Source organism: Sporosarcina sp. SAFN-015 (assembly GCF_051966875.1).
Taxonomy (GTDB): Bacteria; Bacillota; Bacilli; order Bacillales_A; family Planococcaceae; genus Sporosarcina.
Genome location: NZ_JBQCKP010000008.1, coordinates 138403 through 156012, shown reverse-complemented (window position 1 = coordinate 156012; position 17610 = coordinate 138403). Strand labels below are relative to the sequence as shown.

The window sequence follows — 17610 nt, the reverse complement described above, 5'->3', positions numbered from 1 at the left end:
ATTTTTCTACTTTATTTTACAAGTATACCTTTAATTTCGACAAAAAAATAGCCGTTTGCAAATATTTCGATTTTCTTCGAGTGAATTGCTTTGAAAAAGTTTTGAGAACCAGTATGATAAACGTAAGGAAAATCCAATACGAGAAGAGGGGGAATCAATTGAAAAAAGAAGATGAAGTACGACAACTTGCCATTGCCATATATACAGTGAACAGGCATGCGAAGACAGCAACGAATAATCGTGAGCTTTATACATTAAAAAACAAAGCCATCCAGCAGCTTCTACAGTCGGGAGATGCAAAAAAAATCGGCTTGCATTTCGTTGAAAATCCTCAGCTTAGCCAGCAAAGCTCCACTGTACTCGTGAAGTGCAGCGATTTCCTCTTTCATACCTTACCGGAAAAAGGCGACTTCACGTCCCTTCCTCATTTAGGCATACAAGACCAAACTTTCCGCAATCCGCAAGAGCGAATGAATTTGAATACAGCTAAAGATTTGTTGTCTGATTTTGTCGGAGTACAAAAAGTGTCGACAAGTCCAAAGAAAAAAGCATTTGTCCCGAAGCGACGAAAAGTATCCAACACACAATCTTTCCGTTCATCCTATTTGGACGGAAAATAACACGACATAAAAACGGGCTAATTCATCCAATCAACTACTGATTGGATGGATTAGTCCGTTTATCTTCAGTTATGCTCGTTTGTATTGCTTATATAATACTTGCGTTCCTTTGTCTCCATAACCTTCTTCGACAAGCTCATTATACATTTTTTTCGCCAATTGTAATCCAGGTAATGATAAATTCATTTGTTCAGCTTCTGCCAAAGCAATATTCATATCCTTTAAGAAATGTTTAACGTAAAAACCAGGTTCAAAATCCCCTTTGATCATTCTAGGGGCCAGGTTTGATAACGACCAAGATCCTGCGGCGCCAGAGGAAATGGATTCGAGAACGGTGTCAGCATCGAGACCCGCCTCTTTTCCATATGCTAAAGCTTCGCAGACGCCAATCATATTAGTCGCAATAGCAATTTGATTGCACATTTTTGCATGTTGGCCGGCACCAGCATCGCCTTGGTAGACAATTTGTCTTCCGAACACTTGCAATAACGGAAGAACTTCTTGGAAAGTCTGCTCAATCCCGCCGCACATAATCGAAAGTGTTCCGTTTTGCGCTCCAACATCCCCACCTGAAACGGGAGCATCGATTGAGGAAATTCCCTTCTCTTCAGCATCAGCAGCAATCCGGATTGCCAGAGCTGGACTTGATGTCGTCATGTCAATGAAAATCATTCCTTGTCGTGCATTTGCAAAAATCCCATTCTCTGAATAATAGACTTCCTCTACATCGGACGGGTAACCAACCATCGTCAATACGATGTCCGCATGGGCAGTTGCTTGTCCAGCTGTTTCAGCCCAGTTTGCCCCTTGTTCTACGAGAGATGCCGCTTTCTCTTTTGTCCGTGTGAATACAGCCACTTCATAATCTGCTTTCAATAAATGTTTAACGATACTACTGCCCATAACACCTGTTCCAATGAATGCAATTTTCTTTTTACCCATTTTAACCCCTCCAAGTTCACTCTCACTATCCATTATAAATGTTTTGAACAAAAAAAGGAGGACAGATCCTATAATAGGGTCCGTCCTCAAAAGGGGGAAATGAGAATGTTGCTGTGTTCAATTATAATGTCCCCCGTTTGAAAACATCTTAAACCTCTTTTTTTGAAAAAGTTTTTTTAATTTCTTCAAGCTCTTGAATAAACATAGAATGTTCAACTTCTGAAGGAGTTCGCGAACCATATCGTACATCATTATATAATGCTAAAACCAAATCTTTCTGCTTCCAGCCCATCCGTGAGAACCATTCTTTTACAGTTTCCCCGTGCATTCGACTATAATTATACGTTTGTGCTTCCTTCTCGAATTGCTCAAATGACTTCCTTACTTCATCTCGTGCAGACGAATAATCATACAACAACTGACTTTGCTCTTTAAGTTTCTCCTTTTTTCCTTTAAACGCGAAAGAGTAGTTTTCCATTTTATCAACTTCTCGCTTCTTCCCTTTTTTCCTAATAAGGAAAAATGCGATGATGACCAAGATGATAACTGCAACTGCCAAAGTAGTGTATTCGAAAATAGAAGAAGTATTACCATACGTAGTTAACTCATCTTTCATTTCAAAGTCAACATATCCACTTTCTTGTTCTGCAATCTTTTCTTCAAGACGTTCAGCGCCTGTATTGAGAAAATCTATTATGGGCTCCATCGCTTTTCCGAAGATCGTAAAGACACCACCAAATAGAAAGATGAATACACCTATTATTGCTCTCCTAACAGAATCTAGTGCAAAAAATACAACAACAAACATGAGACTACCGAGCCCGACAATATATCCGAAAATCCTTCCTGCTTCTCTCACCTGAAAATTGCCCAACTGCCTACTGTTCACGGTAATTGATACCATGCGGATGAAAAAGTAAAGGAATGAGGTAAGCAAATACAAGTATATCTGTTGTTGCATCAGTGTCTCGGGATTGTTATAAGAGAAAAAGAGACGTGCCAAGAAATACAGGACAACGAACACAATCGTGTTGACGGATAAGAAAGGCCATCCGTGAATACGCGACCCATTGAAATTCGCCTGGATTCTCCATAGGACATAGACGAAGAAAAGGAGAACATTCATGAATGGCGCGTTCATAAGCAGCAAGGGTGCCGTAATGACGATTGCTAATCCTACACCGAATCCTAAGGAATAGTCTCGATTGTAAAATACGAAAAAGGAGATGACTCCTCCGATGATTGAGATGATCAGCCAAATATATGGCATAGCAGTTCCAACTTCCCCTAAAAAGAAAATGAATAAATAGGATAGAAGGAACATTTCGACAATTATACGTTCAGAGAGGTTAAATCGGTTTCGGTCTTGTTCGTATTTTGTTTCTCCCAAATCCTTTCATTCCTTTCATGGGAATTATCCAAAATGACTTCATAACGTTTTACCCATTGTTTTGCGAGAGCCTTAACCCTGTCATTTTCATGAGTGATCAATACAACTGTCTGCGAAAGTTGTCCCGAGATTTCCATATGTTGCAGCATGTCCTCGAAACGTAATTTGGCATGCTTATCCGAAATTTTCGCTAGCATGACCATCAATTTTTGGAATTGTACTTTACCCGATCCGCTCGGCAACAGCAAATAAGGTTGTGCCCCGAAACTTCGAATGTTAATAGCAACGGAGTACGGAATATTATTTTTCATGCAGTAATCCGCATATGAAACAAGTTGTTCCACTTTTTTTTCAAAGTCTAAAAACCCTCTATCTTTTTCAATCGTATTCAGCATTAGAACGACGCTTTGCGAGCTGACCGGAAGAAATTCTTTTGTTTGCAACTTCTGCATCCTCGCACTTGCAGTCCAATGAATTTGGTCGAACCGATCCGTCGGTACATAATCTCTCGTGCCGATGGGTTGGAATGCATCCATGAATAGCGATTGTTTTTGTTCAGTTTCCCCCGGTTTGTAAGGCGAAGATTTTAATTCCCTACCTAGAGGAGTCACTCTTGGATAAACTAAGCTTTGATAATAAATCGGTTCATCCAACTCCATATTGACAAATCCGTCTCCAAAAAGGTGAGGAATTTCAAGCATTACTCTTGTCACTCTCGACAATCCCCGTTTTTTACCTTCAAGAGGAATTCGTATTTCCACTTTTTTATTACTCCCAATTGCAAAAGGTACAGTTAAATCATATATACCACTATAATGTTTTTTGTGATCAGATCTTGGCGCAACCGCATCTTCAAGCGATAGTGTGAGAGTCCCATTCCATATCGGAACAGGGCCATTTTGGAAGTCCATGACAAGTTCTTCGCCTTCCCCAATCAAAATCCTTTTCTGTTTCGCACGGAATTTAATTGAAAGGTCCTTTCCCACTTTTGAAAAGTAGATGTTTTGAAAGGCAAGCATCGCAAAAACCGCAGCAAAACAAGCGGCAAGCCATACTTGTAAGTAAACGAATGCATATATGAAAAAAACTGCGGTGATCGCCATTCCCTGATGTATTGATCGAAAGCCATGTTCATAACGTATCCACTTCATTAGACCGTCGCCTCAAGTGGCGCTGTGATGGAATTCGTGATCTCATCCAGCACTTCGTCGATCGTTTTCGTCAGTACCCCTTCCGTCGAAAGTTCCATTCTGTGCAAAGCTGCTGGAGGAAGAATGTTTTTGACGTCATCCGGAGTGACATAATCTCTTCCTTCAATATAAGCTTTCGTCCGGGAAGCCTGTAATATTGCAAGAGCTGCACGGGAACTTAATCCTAGCTCCAAAAAAGGATGCTCTCTTGTCGCTCTGACAATTTTTAATATATATTTCTCAATATCCGCATGGACTTTCACTTCAGCAGCTTCAGCAGCCCATCTACCGACAGTTTGCGCATCGATAATCGAATCGATAATAATCTGGCCAGGGTTTTTGCCGTATTGCCGTAATATTTCATGCTCTTCTTCAAACGACGGATAATCAATATTCAACTTAAACAAGAAACGGTCCAACTGAGCCGCAGGTAATGGGAATGTCCCTTGCTGCGATTCAATCGGGTTTTGCGTCGCGATAACCATGAACGGTGTCGGCAAGGATATCGTTTCCCCATCAATCGTCACTTGCCTCTCCTCCATCGACTCCAACAAACTTGATTGCGTCCTCGGAGTCGCCCTGTTTATTTCATCTGCCAATAATATGTTTGTCGATACAGGACCGGCCTTCAGGATGAATTCCTGTGATTGCGGGTTGAAATAGCGAATCCCAGTTACATCTGACGGCAACACATCCGGTGTAAATTGCACACGTTTGAACTCACCTTTGAATGCATTCGCAAAGCTTTTAGCCATCATCGTTTTTCCGGACCCAGGAACACTTTCAAGCAATACATGTCCTTGTTGCAATAAGGCGATGAGCATCAAGTCGAATTCTTTCTCTCTACCAATAACCGCTCCATTCAACTCATTTCGAAAGTCATTAATTGTTACCATAGAAACCCCTTCCTCTCTTTTCATCTAGCCATTCCATATATTCAGGCATCCGTTCACGAGAATTATATTCATTGATTAAGCTATCGAGCAGTTGACTAATTTTTAAAGTTTCAGTTGAAGATATGCCTTTTTGCCCAGCTACAATTATCAATTCTTTGCGCGTCGATTCAATCTTGGCTTCCAAATTCTGATTCATGCGCAATACCTCCCGAGAGTAGATATACCTAAATTACAATTATACATGATTCTATACAAAAAAAGTAATTCAATTTACGACATTTTCCGACAAATGAAAACGCTTTTTTTAGACTGAAACACTTTACGTAGAAGACTTTTTCAGGCAAACTATAAAAGATAATCTGTTTAAGGAGCTGTTTGATTATGAAGATCGCAGAAGTTGGCAATATTATAGAGTTTAAAGATGGTTTACAAGGAATTGTAGAGAAAGTGAATGAGAACTCCGTAATCGTCGATTTAACATATATGGAAAACTTCGATGAACTGGAACTCGAGGAAAAGACTGTCGTTAACCATAAACGCTATACGATCATCCATGGCAGTGACGAATGAAACGTTTTTGACCTTCAATCGTCCAATACATTGAACCCGATTTAGTGGAGTATGGGATACCGCTGAATAGTAATTGGACCAATCGGGTATGTAATAGCGTGATTAATGAATAGGAGGGTTTTCAATGAAATTTAATTGGAAAATCGTTTGCACTGGGTTTGCGGCTGCGTTTCTCCTTGCAGCTTGCGGTACCGACAATGCAGATTCTAAAAAAGGAACTACTCCGGATAATGAAGAGCAAGCCGTCGATGAGACAAACGGAAGCTCGACAGATGGCACTTCAACTGATACTGGAACAGAGGCCGGTTCAAATAACGAAGATGCCAATGAAGCCGCAGACAATATGGCAGACGCTGTATTGACGAAAAGTGACGCACAGCAATTTGCGATAGAAGTTTTGCCTGGATATACGTTGACAAGTGAGGAGCCTGGTCGTGATAGCTTGTATGCTGACGATAATCCTAATGCATTCATGCGGATTGAAACGCAACCCGCCGAGGATGGAACATATGATTATTTAGTGGACAACATGCAAGAAGTGCTGAAAGCGGCAAGCAATGGTGAAGAAGAACCTGAAAAATTGACAGATGTTTATACGGACGTTGCGGATAAAGGAATCAAGAATGCCAAGGCGTTCAAGGTAGATACGGAATCAGGCCCTGTGACTGGGATTGTTTTCGAAAAAGATGGCATGATTGTGAGACTTACTCTGTTTGACAATGCAGAAGAAGAATACAATGATGACTTCTTGAATATGGGACAGACAGTACAATAATCGGATGCCAACCGTAGTCAAAACGTGTGGTTTTACAAATAACAACGCCGAACAGGTTATGCCTGTTCGGCGTTCTCTATGCATGAAATTATGATAAGTTCTTTATAGATAGTCCCAATTTCCTCATCAATTCAATTGCTGTTTCCTGTTCCGTCTCCGTAAGGGCTGACATTAATTCATTGATTTTCTTTTCGTGTGAAGGAAAAATTTCTTCGATCAAATCCTTGCCTGCAGTTGTGATGGACATATATGTGATCCTTTTATCTTCCGTGCAATACACGCGTTCAATAAGACCTTTTTTTTCAAGCTTATCTACTACATATGTCATGGAACCGCTGCTAAGCAATATTTTCTGACCAATTTTTTGAATCGGCTGCCTTCCTTTATGATATAAAAGCTCTAAGACAGCAAATTCAGTAGGGTTCAGCTTATAAGATTCTATCAGTTTATTCGCCTCTTCCAGAACAACTTTACTTGCTCTTGAAAGGACGATGAATAATTTCAAAGCACGTTTTGTATCGTTTTCCATTGTTCGGATCCACCTTTTATTTTCCTGTCAGCGACTCGACTCGACACTATTATATATACAAATGGTTGAATGTGTCAAAACGAATTGTTTCAAGAGACGATGGACTGTTGGCTTTTCAAAGGACTTTCTTTAACTTTAGGAAAGTTCAATATGAATTTCGTGCCGACACCGACTTGACTTTCTACCGCTATCGTTCCACCATGATCTTCAACTGTTTTTAGGACGAAAGGAAGTCCTAATCCCGTTCCGCCGGGTTTCGAGCTGAAAAACGGCATGAACACTTGATTCACTTGATGGCGCGTCATCCCTTTTCCTGTATCCGTTATGGCTAGTATTAATTTCCCGTCAGCCTCTGAAAGATGAATGAAAAGTTTGCCACCAATTTGCATTGACTCTAATGCATTTTTAAATAAGTTCAAAAGGACTTGCTTTATTTTATCCGAATCGCCGAAGATAAGTGGATTACTGTTCAACTCCGTCTGCTGAATAACTTCAATTCCTTCCATAACCGCTTTCGGAGATAGTATTGAAACCATGTCTCCAACCAATACTTCTAATGAAAATGCAGATTTCTTTTTTTTCGAAGGCTTTGAAAGGACTAGCATCTCCCCAAGAATAGATTCCATTCTTTCGATTTCATCCTCGATGACAGAAATATATCGAATCGAATCCTCAGTTGCCGACACTTTGAGCAATTGCGTAAAGCCTTTTAACGTTGTAATCGGGTTTCTTATTTCATGCGCTATACTTGCCGCAATTTGTCCGACTGCGGATAATGAGCCTGAATGGGCCAACTGAACTTGAAGGTTTTCTTTTTCGGTAGCATCCGACAATTGAACGATAAACATATTAGTATCACTATCATAGTAGGTTATAATATGATAATATCTTATATCGTCCGGTGATCTTTGATACGTTGTTACAGATTGAATGCAACCTTGGTCCTTAACCTTTTCAAAATAAGTCTGAAGCGGTTCACAGTTGTCCGGATTTACAACGGCCATCACAGTTTCAATGTTTTGACCGATAAGTTCATCTCTCGTTTGATTGATAAACACAGTATGCATCTCATTTACATCAATTATTTCTCCATGCGGATCTACGAGCAGCATGAAATTAGATGATTGTTTGAATGCATTATAATAAGTTTTAAGGGATGGTATCTTGTTCATTCCAGGCACATCGAACATAGCTATAATCTTTTCGATTTCCGGTATATAGATTAAATGCATCTGAACTGAACTATTTACTTTTTCAATGAGATTTATTTTAATGATTTCCATCATCATATGTTCAGATTTTCCTGCTCGCTCAGAAAATCTTGTCCAGTCATGCATGGAAGCCGGATCGATGATTTCATTAATATTCTTTTTCTTTTCACTATCAAAATGCATTTTAAATGGTACATTCTCGGAATAGATGTCTCCATTAACATGCAAAATTATACTTGGTCGAAAGTTGTCATCCATTAGAAACGACACACTTTTCCTTATTTTATCGAAATCACTCAATTTGATACCTCCTGTGCCTATTACCAAACAGTATGTGAAACGACAAGATTTCATGCAAACTTTAATTTTTCAACCTAACTTTAATTGAATAAAGCATCTCCAATTCTGATTATTTCATATTATCAGTCGTAATAAAATAGTATCAAAAGACTAAAATACAAAATAGAATACTTAGTAAATAGTATTATAACAGAGGAGACTACATATGAGTATAGTCCTAACAACATTAAACGCTAAATATATTCACACGAATCTCGCTATTCGGTACTTGAAATCATATGCAATGCCCGAATATGAGCCGATTTTAGCAGAATATACGATTAAAGACCCAGTACTAAATATTGTATCAGATATTTATCAAAAAAGACCAAGTATTGTCGGATTTAGTTTGTACATATGGAATATTGAGGAGTCCATTAAAGTAATACGCATCTTAAAGAAAACAAACCCGGAATTGGTAATCGTCGCCGGTGGGCCTGAAGTGACCTACGACTTTGATAAATGGCTGGAAAAAGTTCCGGAGATTGATTTCATTGTCATTGGCGAAGGAGAGCGGACATTTAAACAACTTCTCGATTATCATTCAGGAAAGATCGGTTTACATGAAGTGCAAGGGGTCGCCTATTTGGAGGATGGAAAATTGAAGTCGACAGCTCCCGGAACTAAGCTTGATCTGCGTGAGCTACCATCGCCTTTCAGATTTCCTGAGGATGTCCCCCATCTCGGCAATCGGGTAACTTATATAGAAACGAGCAGAGGCTGTCCGTTCTCCTGTCAATTCTGTCTGTCTTCCATCGAAGTCGGCGTTCGTTATTTCAATCGCGAAACTGTTAAGGACGACATTCGATACTTAATGAAAAACGGAGCGAAGACGATAAAATTCGTCGACCGGACATTTAATATTAGTCGGAGCTACGCTATGGAAATGTTCCAATTCCTTATTGATGAGCACTTGCCCGGCACCGTCTTCCAATTTGAGATAACAGGTGATATTATGCGTCCAGAAGTCATCAACTTCCTGAACGAGAATGCACCTGTCGGCCTTTTCCGTTTTGAAATCGGAGTACAATCGACGAACGATTTGACGAATGAACTTGTAAAACGAAGACAGAACTTCGAAAAACTGTCCAGGACTGTCAATATGGTGAAAGAAGGCGGGAAGATTGCGCAGCATCTTGATTTGATTGCAGGGCTTCCTGAAGAGGATTACAATTCATTTAGAGATACATTCAATGATGTGTTTGCAATGCGCCCTGAAGAGTTGCAATTAGGATTCCTCAAGCTGCTGAGAGGGACAGGTTTACGAATTCAAGCTGAACAATACGGATATACGTATATCGATCAAGCTCCATATGAAATCTTATCCAATAATGTACTTACATTTGATGATATATTAAGAATCAAACAAACTGAGGATGTGCTTGAAAAGTACTGGAATGACAATCGTATGCCGCGGACAGTCGAGTATTTAGTTTCAAAAGTGTTTGATACTCCGTTCGACTTCTTCCAACAGTTTGGAACGTTTTGGGAAACGAGAGGTTGGTCAAGGATCGGCCATCAGCTTCAAGACTTGTATACAAGGCTTGAAGAGTTCTTGCTCGAATATGGAAAAGTGGATATGAATATCGTTAGAAGCTTAATGAAAGTCGACTATTTGGCTCATCATACATTCCAGCCACGACATATTTGGTGGAAGGATGAGATTGAGCCGGAGACATTGCTAGATATTGAGCGGTTGATTTTGGACGATAAAGAGTTGCTTGGCAAAATGACAACGCCAACACGACTCACCGAAAGAAATATTCGGAAACATACATTCATCACCCCAATCGGAGTACGACCAACGGAAGAATATGAACATGAGTTTACAGAAGAAAATGGCTACCTCGTCACTTTCTTCTGTAAAGGGCAAGCGCCACAATTCCATTTTCTACAAACCGAAAAAAGTATGGCATGATAAACAAGAAAGCATCCTCCCTATTTGAATAAAGGGAGGATGCTTTTTCATCCGATAATAACACGTTCTTTAGGATATGCGTAAGGTTTTTTATTCGTTTTTCCTCCTAACGTATAAAGGAACGAAATGAGACCGACACGCCCTATGAACATGAGAACCATAATAATTAATTTACCAATCACCGATAAATCCGATGTAATTCCAAGCGACATGCCGCACGTACCGAACGCGGAGGTGATTTCAAACAGAAGTGCAACAACAGGAACATCTTTTTCAGTAATAAGTAAAATAAGCAATGCAGTCATGACCATTACAGCTGCAAGCAAGATGACTGCGTACGAACGGTATACGTCAATAAGCTTAATTTCACGCCTGAAGATATTGATGACATTGTTACCACGTGCAAAGTTGATAAGGAAGAGGAGCGCGATGGCAAAAGTCGTCGTCCGTATCCCCCCTCCTACCGAACTCGGCGAAGCACCGATGAACATTAAGGAGGAAATGAAAATATCCGTGGCATCGCTAAATTGTGTAATATCGTAAGTTGTCAATCCAGCGGATCGCGAAGACACTGAATGGAAAAGAGATGCGAAGATCTTTTCATGCCATGCGAGTCCTTTGAAGGAGTTGAATGATTCCAGTATGAAAATGAGCAAAGCTCCCCAAAGAAGCAATAGCCCAAATGTGACAGTAGTAATTTTCGTAAACAGGGAAAATCGGAAATTCGGCACTTTTTTTGAGAAGAAGCTCTTCACTTCAATAAGCACCGGGAAACCGATTGCGCCAAGAACAATAAGGATCATGATGACGGTTTGCACAAAGTAATCATTGAAATACGGGTGCATGGATGATCCGGTAATATCAAAACCGGCATTCGTCGTCGCGGAAACTGACATGAACATACCGTTTAACAATGCTTCACTAAATGAATCATAATAATTCATGATATACATTGTTAAGATGATTCCACCTGTAATCTCTATTAAAAAGATGATCCGGACAATTTGCTTAATGAGTCCGACGACTCCAGCTAGTGAATATTGGTTATGATCAACCATGATCAGTTGACGTTCGCGCAAGCCGATCCGCTTTTTAACTAATAACCAGAAGAATGTTCCGATCGACATGATGCCAATCCCGCCCAATTGCAGAACGAGCATGAGCATACATAACCCGAAAACTGAATAGGTGCCACCAATACTAATAGGTGTTAAACCAGTGACACTGACAGCACTTACTGCGGTGAATAGGCTATCTATAAAGCTGACTTCGACGCCAGGTAAATAGACGCCAGGTAAATTCAACAAAAGAAAGGAAAATCCGATCGCCAAAAAATAATAAAAGACGATAACTTGCGCAGGTGTAAAACGATGTAGATTTTCCCTAGTGAATTTCATATGATCAGAACCTTTCTACAAAGAGGGAATCATCTTTTCATTTTAGTGAATTTCTAAAGAAAAAGAAAGAAAACAACCCAAAAAAATTTCGACCGGTACAATTATCATGTACCGGTCGATTCTTATTACGCTTGTTTTCGATTTTTAGCAACAGCTGTCAAATAACCGCCGACAGCAATGACTAATAGAACGACCCAGAAGATTGACTTCCAAAGCGTCGAATGAGGAAATGCCTCATCGATGATTTGCAATTTTGGATGTGACAACGTAAGCACTACCAATTTAACCCCTACCCAGCCAACGATTAAGAATGCAGCTGTTTCAAGGGATGGGAATTTTTCAAGCAATACGACGAACTGTCTTGCAGCAAATCGAATAATGACGAGACCAATGATCCCACCTAGTAGCATTACGACGAATTGGCCGCCATTAATACCGCCAATATGGAAATCTCCCAATTCCGGCAAAGTTACCGCCAATGCGACTGCAGCTAACATTGAATCAAGGGCAAAAGCGATATCTGCCAGCTCGACTTTTAAAACTGTCATCCAAAAGCCGGATTGCTTGCGCTGTTTCTTCACATCATCATGCCCATCTTTCCCTCTATCCAATAAGGCTTTGATCGATATGAATAATAGATACGCCGCTCCTAGCGCTTGTATTTGCCATATATTCACCAAGAACGTAATCATAAACAGTGCAGCAAAACGGAAGACAAATGCTCCGAGCAACCCATAAAACAATGCCTTTTTCTGTTGCACTTTCGGTAGATGTTTTACCATGACCGCCATGACTACGGCATTATCTGCTGCCAATAATCCTTCAAGTGCAATCAATACAACAAGTACCCATGCGTATTCCAACAATATTGCTTCCAACTTATTTCCTCCTTATTTCTCCAAATAAAAAAACCCTCACCTAATAAAAGGCAAAGGTCTCGCTAAGTCAGAAATTTATCCCGCATTAACTGGCTGTAAGATTCCCACTAGTGGGATTCAACAGACAGTAAATGCCCGATTGGTTCAACTAACAATCAGTGGGAAAAGCATCCACTGGTTGAAGTTTCACTTTATGTAATAAAAATCCTGCTATCATAACCGATGGCGCTTGCCATGTATTGACGACTATGAAATAGGTTGCCCTATAGCTACTCCCCTTTGACAACTGTCAAAAGAATTATTAAGTTGTTGAGTGCTTCTTTAATGATTATACCATCATATAATTCCGCACACAATTTATTCACCGATATTAATTTGGAAAGCTTCGTTGTCTTTATGTTCCTTAAAGAATTTTGCCATGACCGGGATTGATTCAATGAAATCCGCACATTCGATTGTACTGTTTTCAAGAAGCTTTTCGGCAACCGATGTATCGAAATGGGAATTCCAATTCAAATAATCCAATGTTTCAATCTCAACACCCATCCTTCGCTGGACATATAACGGTCTCATTGCTAACTCAACAATCTTTTTAGGTACTCTCCCTTTCGGTTTTTTTCCTGTTAAAGCAATTGTCATTGCCCTGAACACCTCTTCTACCGGATGGGGCGAAGGATCAGTCAAATGGACGGTTTTTCTGATGGCTTCTTCCTTGCTGGAAAGGTAAACAGAAGCATCGAGAATATAATCGATCGGAACAACATTGATGTGTGATTGTGTCCTTCCTACGTACGGTATGAAAGGCATCCACTTTAAACGGTCAATCATATTCATAAAAAAATACGGCCCATCAAACTTTATTGTTTCTCCTGTTATTGAGTGACCACGGACAATCCCCGGCCGTATGATTGTAACCGGCTTCTCATTTTTAAGTTCTTCAACTAGAAGTTCTGCTTCGAATTTCGTCTCTTCATAATGGTTTTTAAACGCGACAGGTCGAATAAGTTCAGTTTCAAGAAGTAACCCTTCTCTCAACCCCGCCACATATGCTGTACTGAAATACATATATCTATCAATCAACGGATGATTCTTAACAAATTCATTCATTTGACGTGTACCCTCGACATTCACCTTCCACGCAATCTCGGGCTTCACAGCAAGATCATAAATCGCAGCTAAATGCCATACAGTCATCTTAATCCCTCGTAATTCGGAAAGCATGCCCTCTGACAATCCAAGATTCATTCGTGTAATATCCCCGATTATTATTTCTACCGGGATCTCTTTGTTAACCACATTCATGATGTTATGAACTTTTTCTTTTGCACGCTCCACTTCATGTGCCATTACGAGTACATATACCTTTTTTGCTTCATCCCGACGGATTAATTCCTTAATAAGTTCAGTTGCAATAAAACCCGGAAATCCTGTAAAAAAATGCGTCCTCATAAATCCCCCTCGTTTCCAATTAAGTATAGCACTATAGTAAACTAGTTTACAGATATTATAAAGATAATTCTAATTATTTAAATAGATAAAATGCCTGGAGACCGAAGATTCTCCAGGCACTTTGTTATTTTGTTTCAACTGCGCGTTTTCTCGTTTCACGGTCAAACAAGCTATAAATGATTGGTACGATATACAGTGTGAGGAAAGTGGAACTGATCAATCCGCCAATTACAGCGATCCCCATCGGTTGGTTCATTTCCGTTCCTTCTCCGATGCCGAGCGCAAGCGGCAATAGCCCTAAAATCGTCGTTAATGCCGTCATTAATATTGGACGTACACGATCCTTCACCGAAGCGATAATGGCATCATATGAAGACATGCCCACTTCTTTTCGTTGGTTGATGTAATCAACGAGGACGATTCCGTTATTGACGACTATACCGACAAGCACAAGGACACCGATGACAGCCGTCACACCGATTGGCGTATTTGTCGCGAATAATCCTAATGCAACCCCAATAGCCATTAGCGGTACAGAGAACATAATGACAAATGGATACTTGAATGATTCGAACTGAGCTGCCATGACAATATAGACGAGGACGACAGCCAGAACGATGGCCATCAACATATCATTGATCGCATTTTCGAATAGTTCCCGATCTCCACCAAAGGACATTTCCGTCTCCGATGGCAAATCAATACGCTCCACTATTTCATTTACTTCGGCAGTCATATCACCTAATGAGAAAGATGATTTGTACTTCACATCAAAAGTGACAGAATGGGCTTGGTCAACCCGCTGGATGGAAACAGGTCCTTCCTCTATGGAAATTGCCGCAACGTCCTTCAATGCAACGAAGTTGCCTGTCTGTGTCCTCAACTTGATTTGTTTTAATTTCTCAATGCTATTTCTGTACTTTTCATCATATTGAACAATGATCGAAACGACATTTTCTTTTTTATCAACAAATTGAGAAGCGAATTGCCCCCGCGTAATCGAATTGACTGTTTGTGCGATTTGATAAGGAGCTAGTCCGAGATTGGATGCCTTTTCGCGATTTACCTCAATATGAATCTCTTCGATTGTATCTTGAAGATTATTTGAAACTTCAAGTGCAGAGTCCAATTTCCGCAGTTCATCATCTAGTTTAGCTACTGATTCGTTCAACCTTTCCTCATTTGTATCTTTCAATGAGAAAGTTAACGTATTCGGGCTTGACCCGGCTGCAGTTTGCATTTCAAAACCGATGCTAGCATCACTACCTACAAGATCGAGCACATCAGGCTGAACATCGTCGACAAGCTCAAATACCGAACGATCTCTCTCCGTAAGAGGCACAAGCTTAACGTACATTTCGGCACGGTCTGATTCTGACCCTCCTTGCGCCATACTTTGCTGTGTCCCTCCGATTAGACTGACGTAAACTTCGATTTCTTTCTCTTCTTTCAGCCTGGATTCTATCCTTTTCACGACGTCATTAGTGGATGATAAGGATGATCCATTCGGCATCTTTATAGAAATACTGAAGAAACCTTCGTCTGTAGCTGGCAGAAATTCAGTTCCAACCTTGAATAAACCGAAACCGCTGCCCGCAAGAAGAACAATCGTTAATAGCAAAATGACCGCACGGTTCTTAAGCGACCATTTCACAGACCGTTCAAATCTGTTTAATGTCTTCGAACGGCGTCTTCTCGCTTCGATATTCTTTCTCGGTTTAGTAAGCATTTTGCTAGCCAACATCGGCACGACAGTCAATGCAACGACTAATGACGCAAATAGACTGAAAGAAATCGTCAAAGCGAATTCAGTGAATATCTGCCCGATTAACCCGCTAATGAAAAACACAGGTACAAATACAGCGAGCGTCGTTAACGTCGAAGCGGTAATTGCACCGCTGATCTCTTTTGCTCCATCCCTCGCTGCTTCTGTCGGGCTCTTCCCCATCGCCAAATGCCGTTCAATGTTCTCGATAACGATAATCGCATTATCAACAAGCATACCGATTCCTAATGCCAACGCGCCAAGCGTCATAATGTTGAGCGAGAAATCAGCGAAAAACATAAGCACGAACGTGACAATTACAGAATATGGGATGGCAATACCGATAATAATCGGACTTTTAATTCCACGAAGGAATAAAAATAAGACGATCATCGCAAATAATCCGCCAAGCAATAGCGATTGCCCGATATTTCCAACGGCGAGCTTCACATAATCACCTTGGTCGAACAAAATATCCGCTTCGACACCTTTGTATTCCTCTTGGGCAAGAAGGTGATCCAACGCATCCTTAAATGCAGTAGAAACAGTCGCAGTATTGGCCCCTGATTCTTGGAGCACCGACATAAGTACCGCCTGTTGATCATTAGCTCTCGTTTCGGAAGTAGCTTTCGCCTCAAGCATTGCAACATCTGCCACATCTGCCACTCGCACTTTGCCGCCAGTTATCGGATTGAGGCCGACAACGACATTTCTAATATCAGTTATCGTTGTCAATGTACTAATGATTCTCGTCGTCAGTTGTTTTCCGTCATCCGTTTCGATCGGTTCCCCTGGCATTGATACATTGCTCGCTTGGATTCCCTGTACGATATCCGATTGGACGAGTCCAAATTCCTCAAGCTTCTTCTGATCTAAAATGACTTGGACTTCTTCCACCAATTTACCTGTAACGGTGACACTCGCAACCCCCTTCGTCCGACGCAGCTCTGTTTCCAGCTGCTCCGCAATGTTACGTATATCCGCTTCTTCCGAAGTCGTTCGAAGCGACAGCTGGATGACTGGGAATTGAGCCGGGTCAAATTTCATGAAACGAGGAGCATTAGCACCTTCTGGTATCTGCACTTGGTCGATTCGTTGCATAATATCCAGTTGCACGTCATCAATATTTGTTGACCAATCAAACATGAGCAATATGAAATTTGCGCCTTCTTCTGAAGACGATTGCATTGATTTTAAGCCAGGTGCTGTTGACAGACTTGCCTCAAGCGGTTTTGTCAGCTTCTCACTCACTTCAGTGGATGAGGCGCCCGGATAGTTAGTAACTACGACCGCCACCGGTGGATTCAACTCAGGAATGAGTGTCACTGGTATTTTGAAAAAGGAAACTGCCCCTAGAATGATGACTAAAAACATTGTCACAATTGTAAAGACAGGTCGTTTAATAGAAAAATTACTGATTGTCATTTGCACATCCCTTTCGTGAGATAAAGTGAAACTTCAATCAGTAGGGGTCTCCTTACCCTGCTGATTGTTAGTTGATCCAATCGGGCATCTACTGGCTGTCGACCCCGATTAATAATTATTAATTCCCCACCAATTTTTGAAGGCGGAGTGTTACAGCCAGTTATGCGGAACAAACGAATACTTCTATCATATTGAAAGAAGCTAATAACATCAATTGCGAGCCTAAAATTTCACGATATAAGTTATCGGTCATTGTCACAAGTTTATCGATCAATCTAGAGAAGTTATCGGTCATTTCCCGGAAGTTATCGATCAT

The 17610-nt window shown here is 40.6% G+C and carries 15 protein-coding genes; 4 read left to right on the top strand and 11 right to left on the bottom strand.

The genetic code is table 11. The annotated features are described in order from the left end of the window. Positions 1-158: 158 nt before the first annotated feature. Complete coding sequence (locus ACTHPA_RS14645) at positions 159-620, top strand: YkyB family protein (RefSeq protein WP_440501207.1); 462 nt, start codon at positions 159-161, stop codon at positions 618-620. 69 nt (positions 621-689) lie between these two features. On the opposite strand, the gene ACTHPA_RS14640 is transcribed toward ACTHPA_RS14645, so the two are convergent. The 5 genes from ACTHPA_RS14640 to ACTHPA_RS14620 form a co-directional block, all read right to left on the bottom strand. Next, entirely contained in the window at positions 690-1595 is a 906-nt protein-coding gene (locus tag ACTHPA_RS14640; protein WP_440501259.1) for an NAD(P)-dependent oxidoreductase, read from the bottom strand. 115 nt (positions 1596-1710) lie between these two features. Beyond that, positions 1711-2952, bottom strand: coding sequence for a hypothetical protein (locus ACTHPA_RS14635; protein ID WP_440501206.1), 1242 nt, complete (start codon positions 2950-2952; stop codon positions 1711-1713). Continuing rightward, positions 2895-4103, bottom strand: a complete 1209-nt coding sequence (locus ACTHPA_RS14630) for a DUF58 domain-containing protein (protein WP_440501204.1) — start codon at positions 4101-4103, stop codon at positions 2895-2897. Before ACTHPA_RS14630 ends, ACTHPA_RS14635 begins: the two co-directional genes overlap by 58 nt. Further along, positions 4103-5038, bottom strand: coding sequence for an AAA family ATPase (locus ACTHPA_RS14625; RefSeq protein WP_440501202.1), 936 nt, complete (start codon positions 5036-5038; stop codon positions 4103-4105). The genes ACTHPA_RS14630 and ACTHPA_RS14625 overlap by 1 nt, the downstream gene beginning before the upstream one ends. After that, positions 5025-5234: an aspartyl-phosphate phosphatase Spo0E family protein gene (locus ACTHPA_RS14620; RefSeq protein ID WP_440501200.1), complete on the bottom strand. Its 210-nt coding sequence runs from the start codon at positions 5232-5234 to the stop codon at positions 5025-5027. The genes ACTHPA_RS14625 and ACTHPA_RS14620 overlap by 14 nt, the downstream gene beginning before the upstream one ends. 185 nt (positions 5235-5419) lie before the next feature. Here ACTHPA_RS14620 and ACTHPA_RS14615 point away from each other — a divergent pair, with 185 nt between their 5' ends. Then, positions 5420-5608, top strand: a complete 189-nt coding sequence (locus ACTHPA_RS14615; RefSeq protein WP_060210187.1) for a YkvS family protein — start codon at positions 5420-5422, stop codon at positions 5606-5608. Positions 5609-5732: 124 nt separating this feature from the next. Then, positions 5733-6383: a hypothetical protein gene (locus tag ACTHPA_RS14610; RefSeq protein ID WP_440501199.1), complete on the top strand. Its 651-nt coding sequence runs from the start codon at positions 5733-5735 to the stop codon at positions 6381-6383. 88 nt (positions 6384-6471) lie between these two features. Here ACTHPA_RS14610 and ACTHPA_RS14605 read toward each other — a convergent pair whose 3' ends face one another. After that, positions 6472-6912, bottom strand: a complete 441-nt coding sequence (locus ACTHPA_RS14605; protein WP_440501198.1) for a MarR family winged helix-turn-helix transcriptional regulator — start codon at positions 6910-6912, stop codon at positions 6472-6474. An 89-nt stretch (positions 6913-7001) separates the two neighbouring features. Then, entirely contained in the window at positions 7002-8423 is a 1422-nt protein-coding gene (locus ACTHPA_RS14600; protein ID WP_440501197.1) for an ATP-binding protein, read from the bottom strand. A 205-nt stretch (positions 8424-8628) separates the two neighbouring features. Here ACTHPA_RS14600 and ACTHPA_RS14595 point away from each other — a divergent pair, with 205 nt between their 5' ends. Beyond that, on the top strand, positions 8629-10380 hold the full coding sequence (locus ACTHPA_RS14595) for a B12-binding domain-containing radical SAM protein (RefSeq protein ID WP_440501196.1): 1752 nt from the start codon (positions 8629-8631) through the stop codon (positions 10378-10380). Between the two features lie 47 nt (positions 10381-10427). On the opposite strand, the gene ACTHPA_RS14590 is transcribed toward ACTHPA_RS14595, so the two are convergent. From ACTHPA_RS14590 to ACTHPA_RS14575, 4 genes are all read right to left on the bottom strand, one after another. Continuing rightward, positions 10428-11777: a TrkH family potassium uptake protein gene (locus tag ACTHPA_RS14590; protein ID WP_440501195.1), complete on the bottom strand. Its 1350-nt coding sequence runs from the start codon at positions 11775-11777 to the stop codon at positions 10428-10430. Between the two features lie 125 nt (positions 11778-11902). Next, positions 11903-12655 carry a TerC family protein gene (locus tag ACTHPA_RS14585; protein WP_440501194.1) on the bottom strand — a complete coding sequence of 251 codons (753 nt, stop codon included), beginning with the start codon at positions 12653-12655 and terminating at the stop codon, positions 11903-11905. Positions 12656-13012: 357 nt separating this feature from the next. Beyond that, positions 13013-14104, bottom strand: coding sequence for an SDR family oxidoreductase (locus ACTHPA_RS14580; protein ID WP_440501193.1), 1092 nt, complete (start codon positions 14102-14104; stop codon positions 13013-13015). Positions 14105-14228: 124 nt separating this feature from the next. Further along, complete coding sequence (locus ACTHPA_RS14575; RefSeq protein ID WP_440501192.1) at positions 14229-17294, bottom strand: efflux RND transporter permease subunit; 3066 nt, start codon at positions 17292-17294, stop codon at positions 14229-14231. Between the last annotated feature and the right edge of the window lie 316 nt (positions 17295-17610).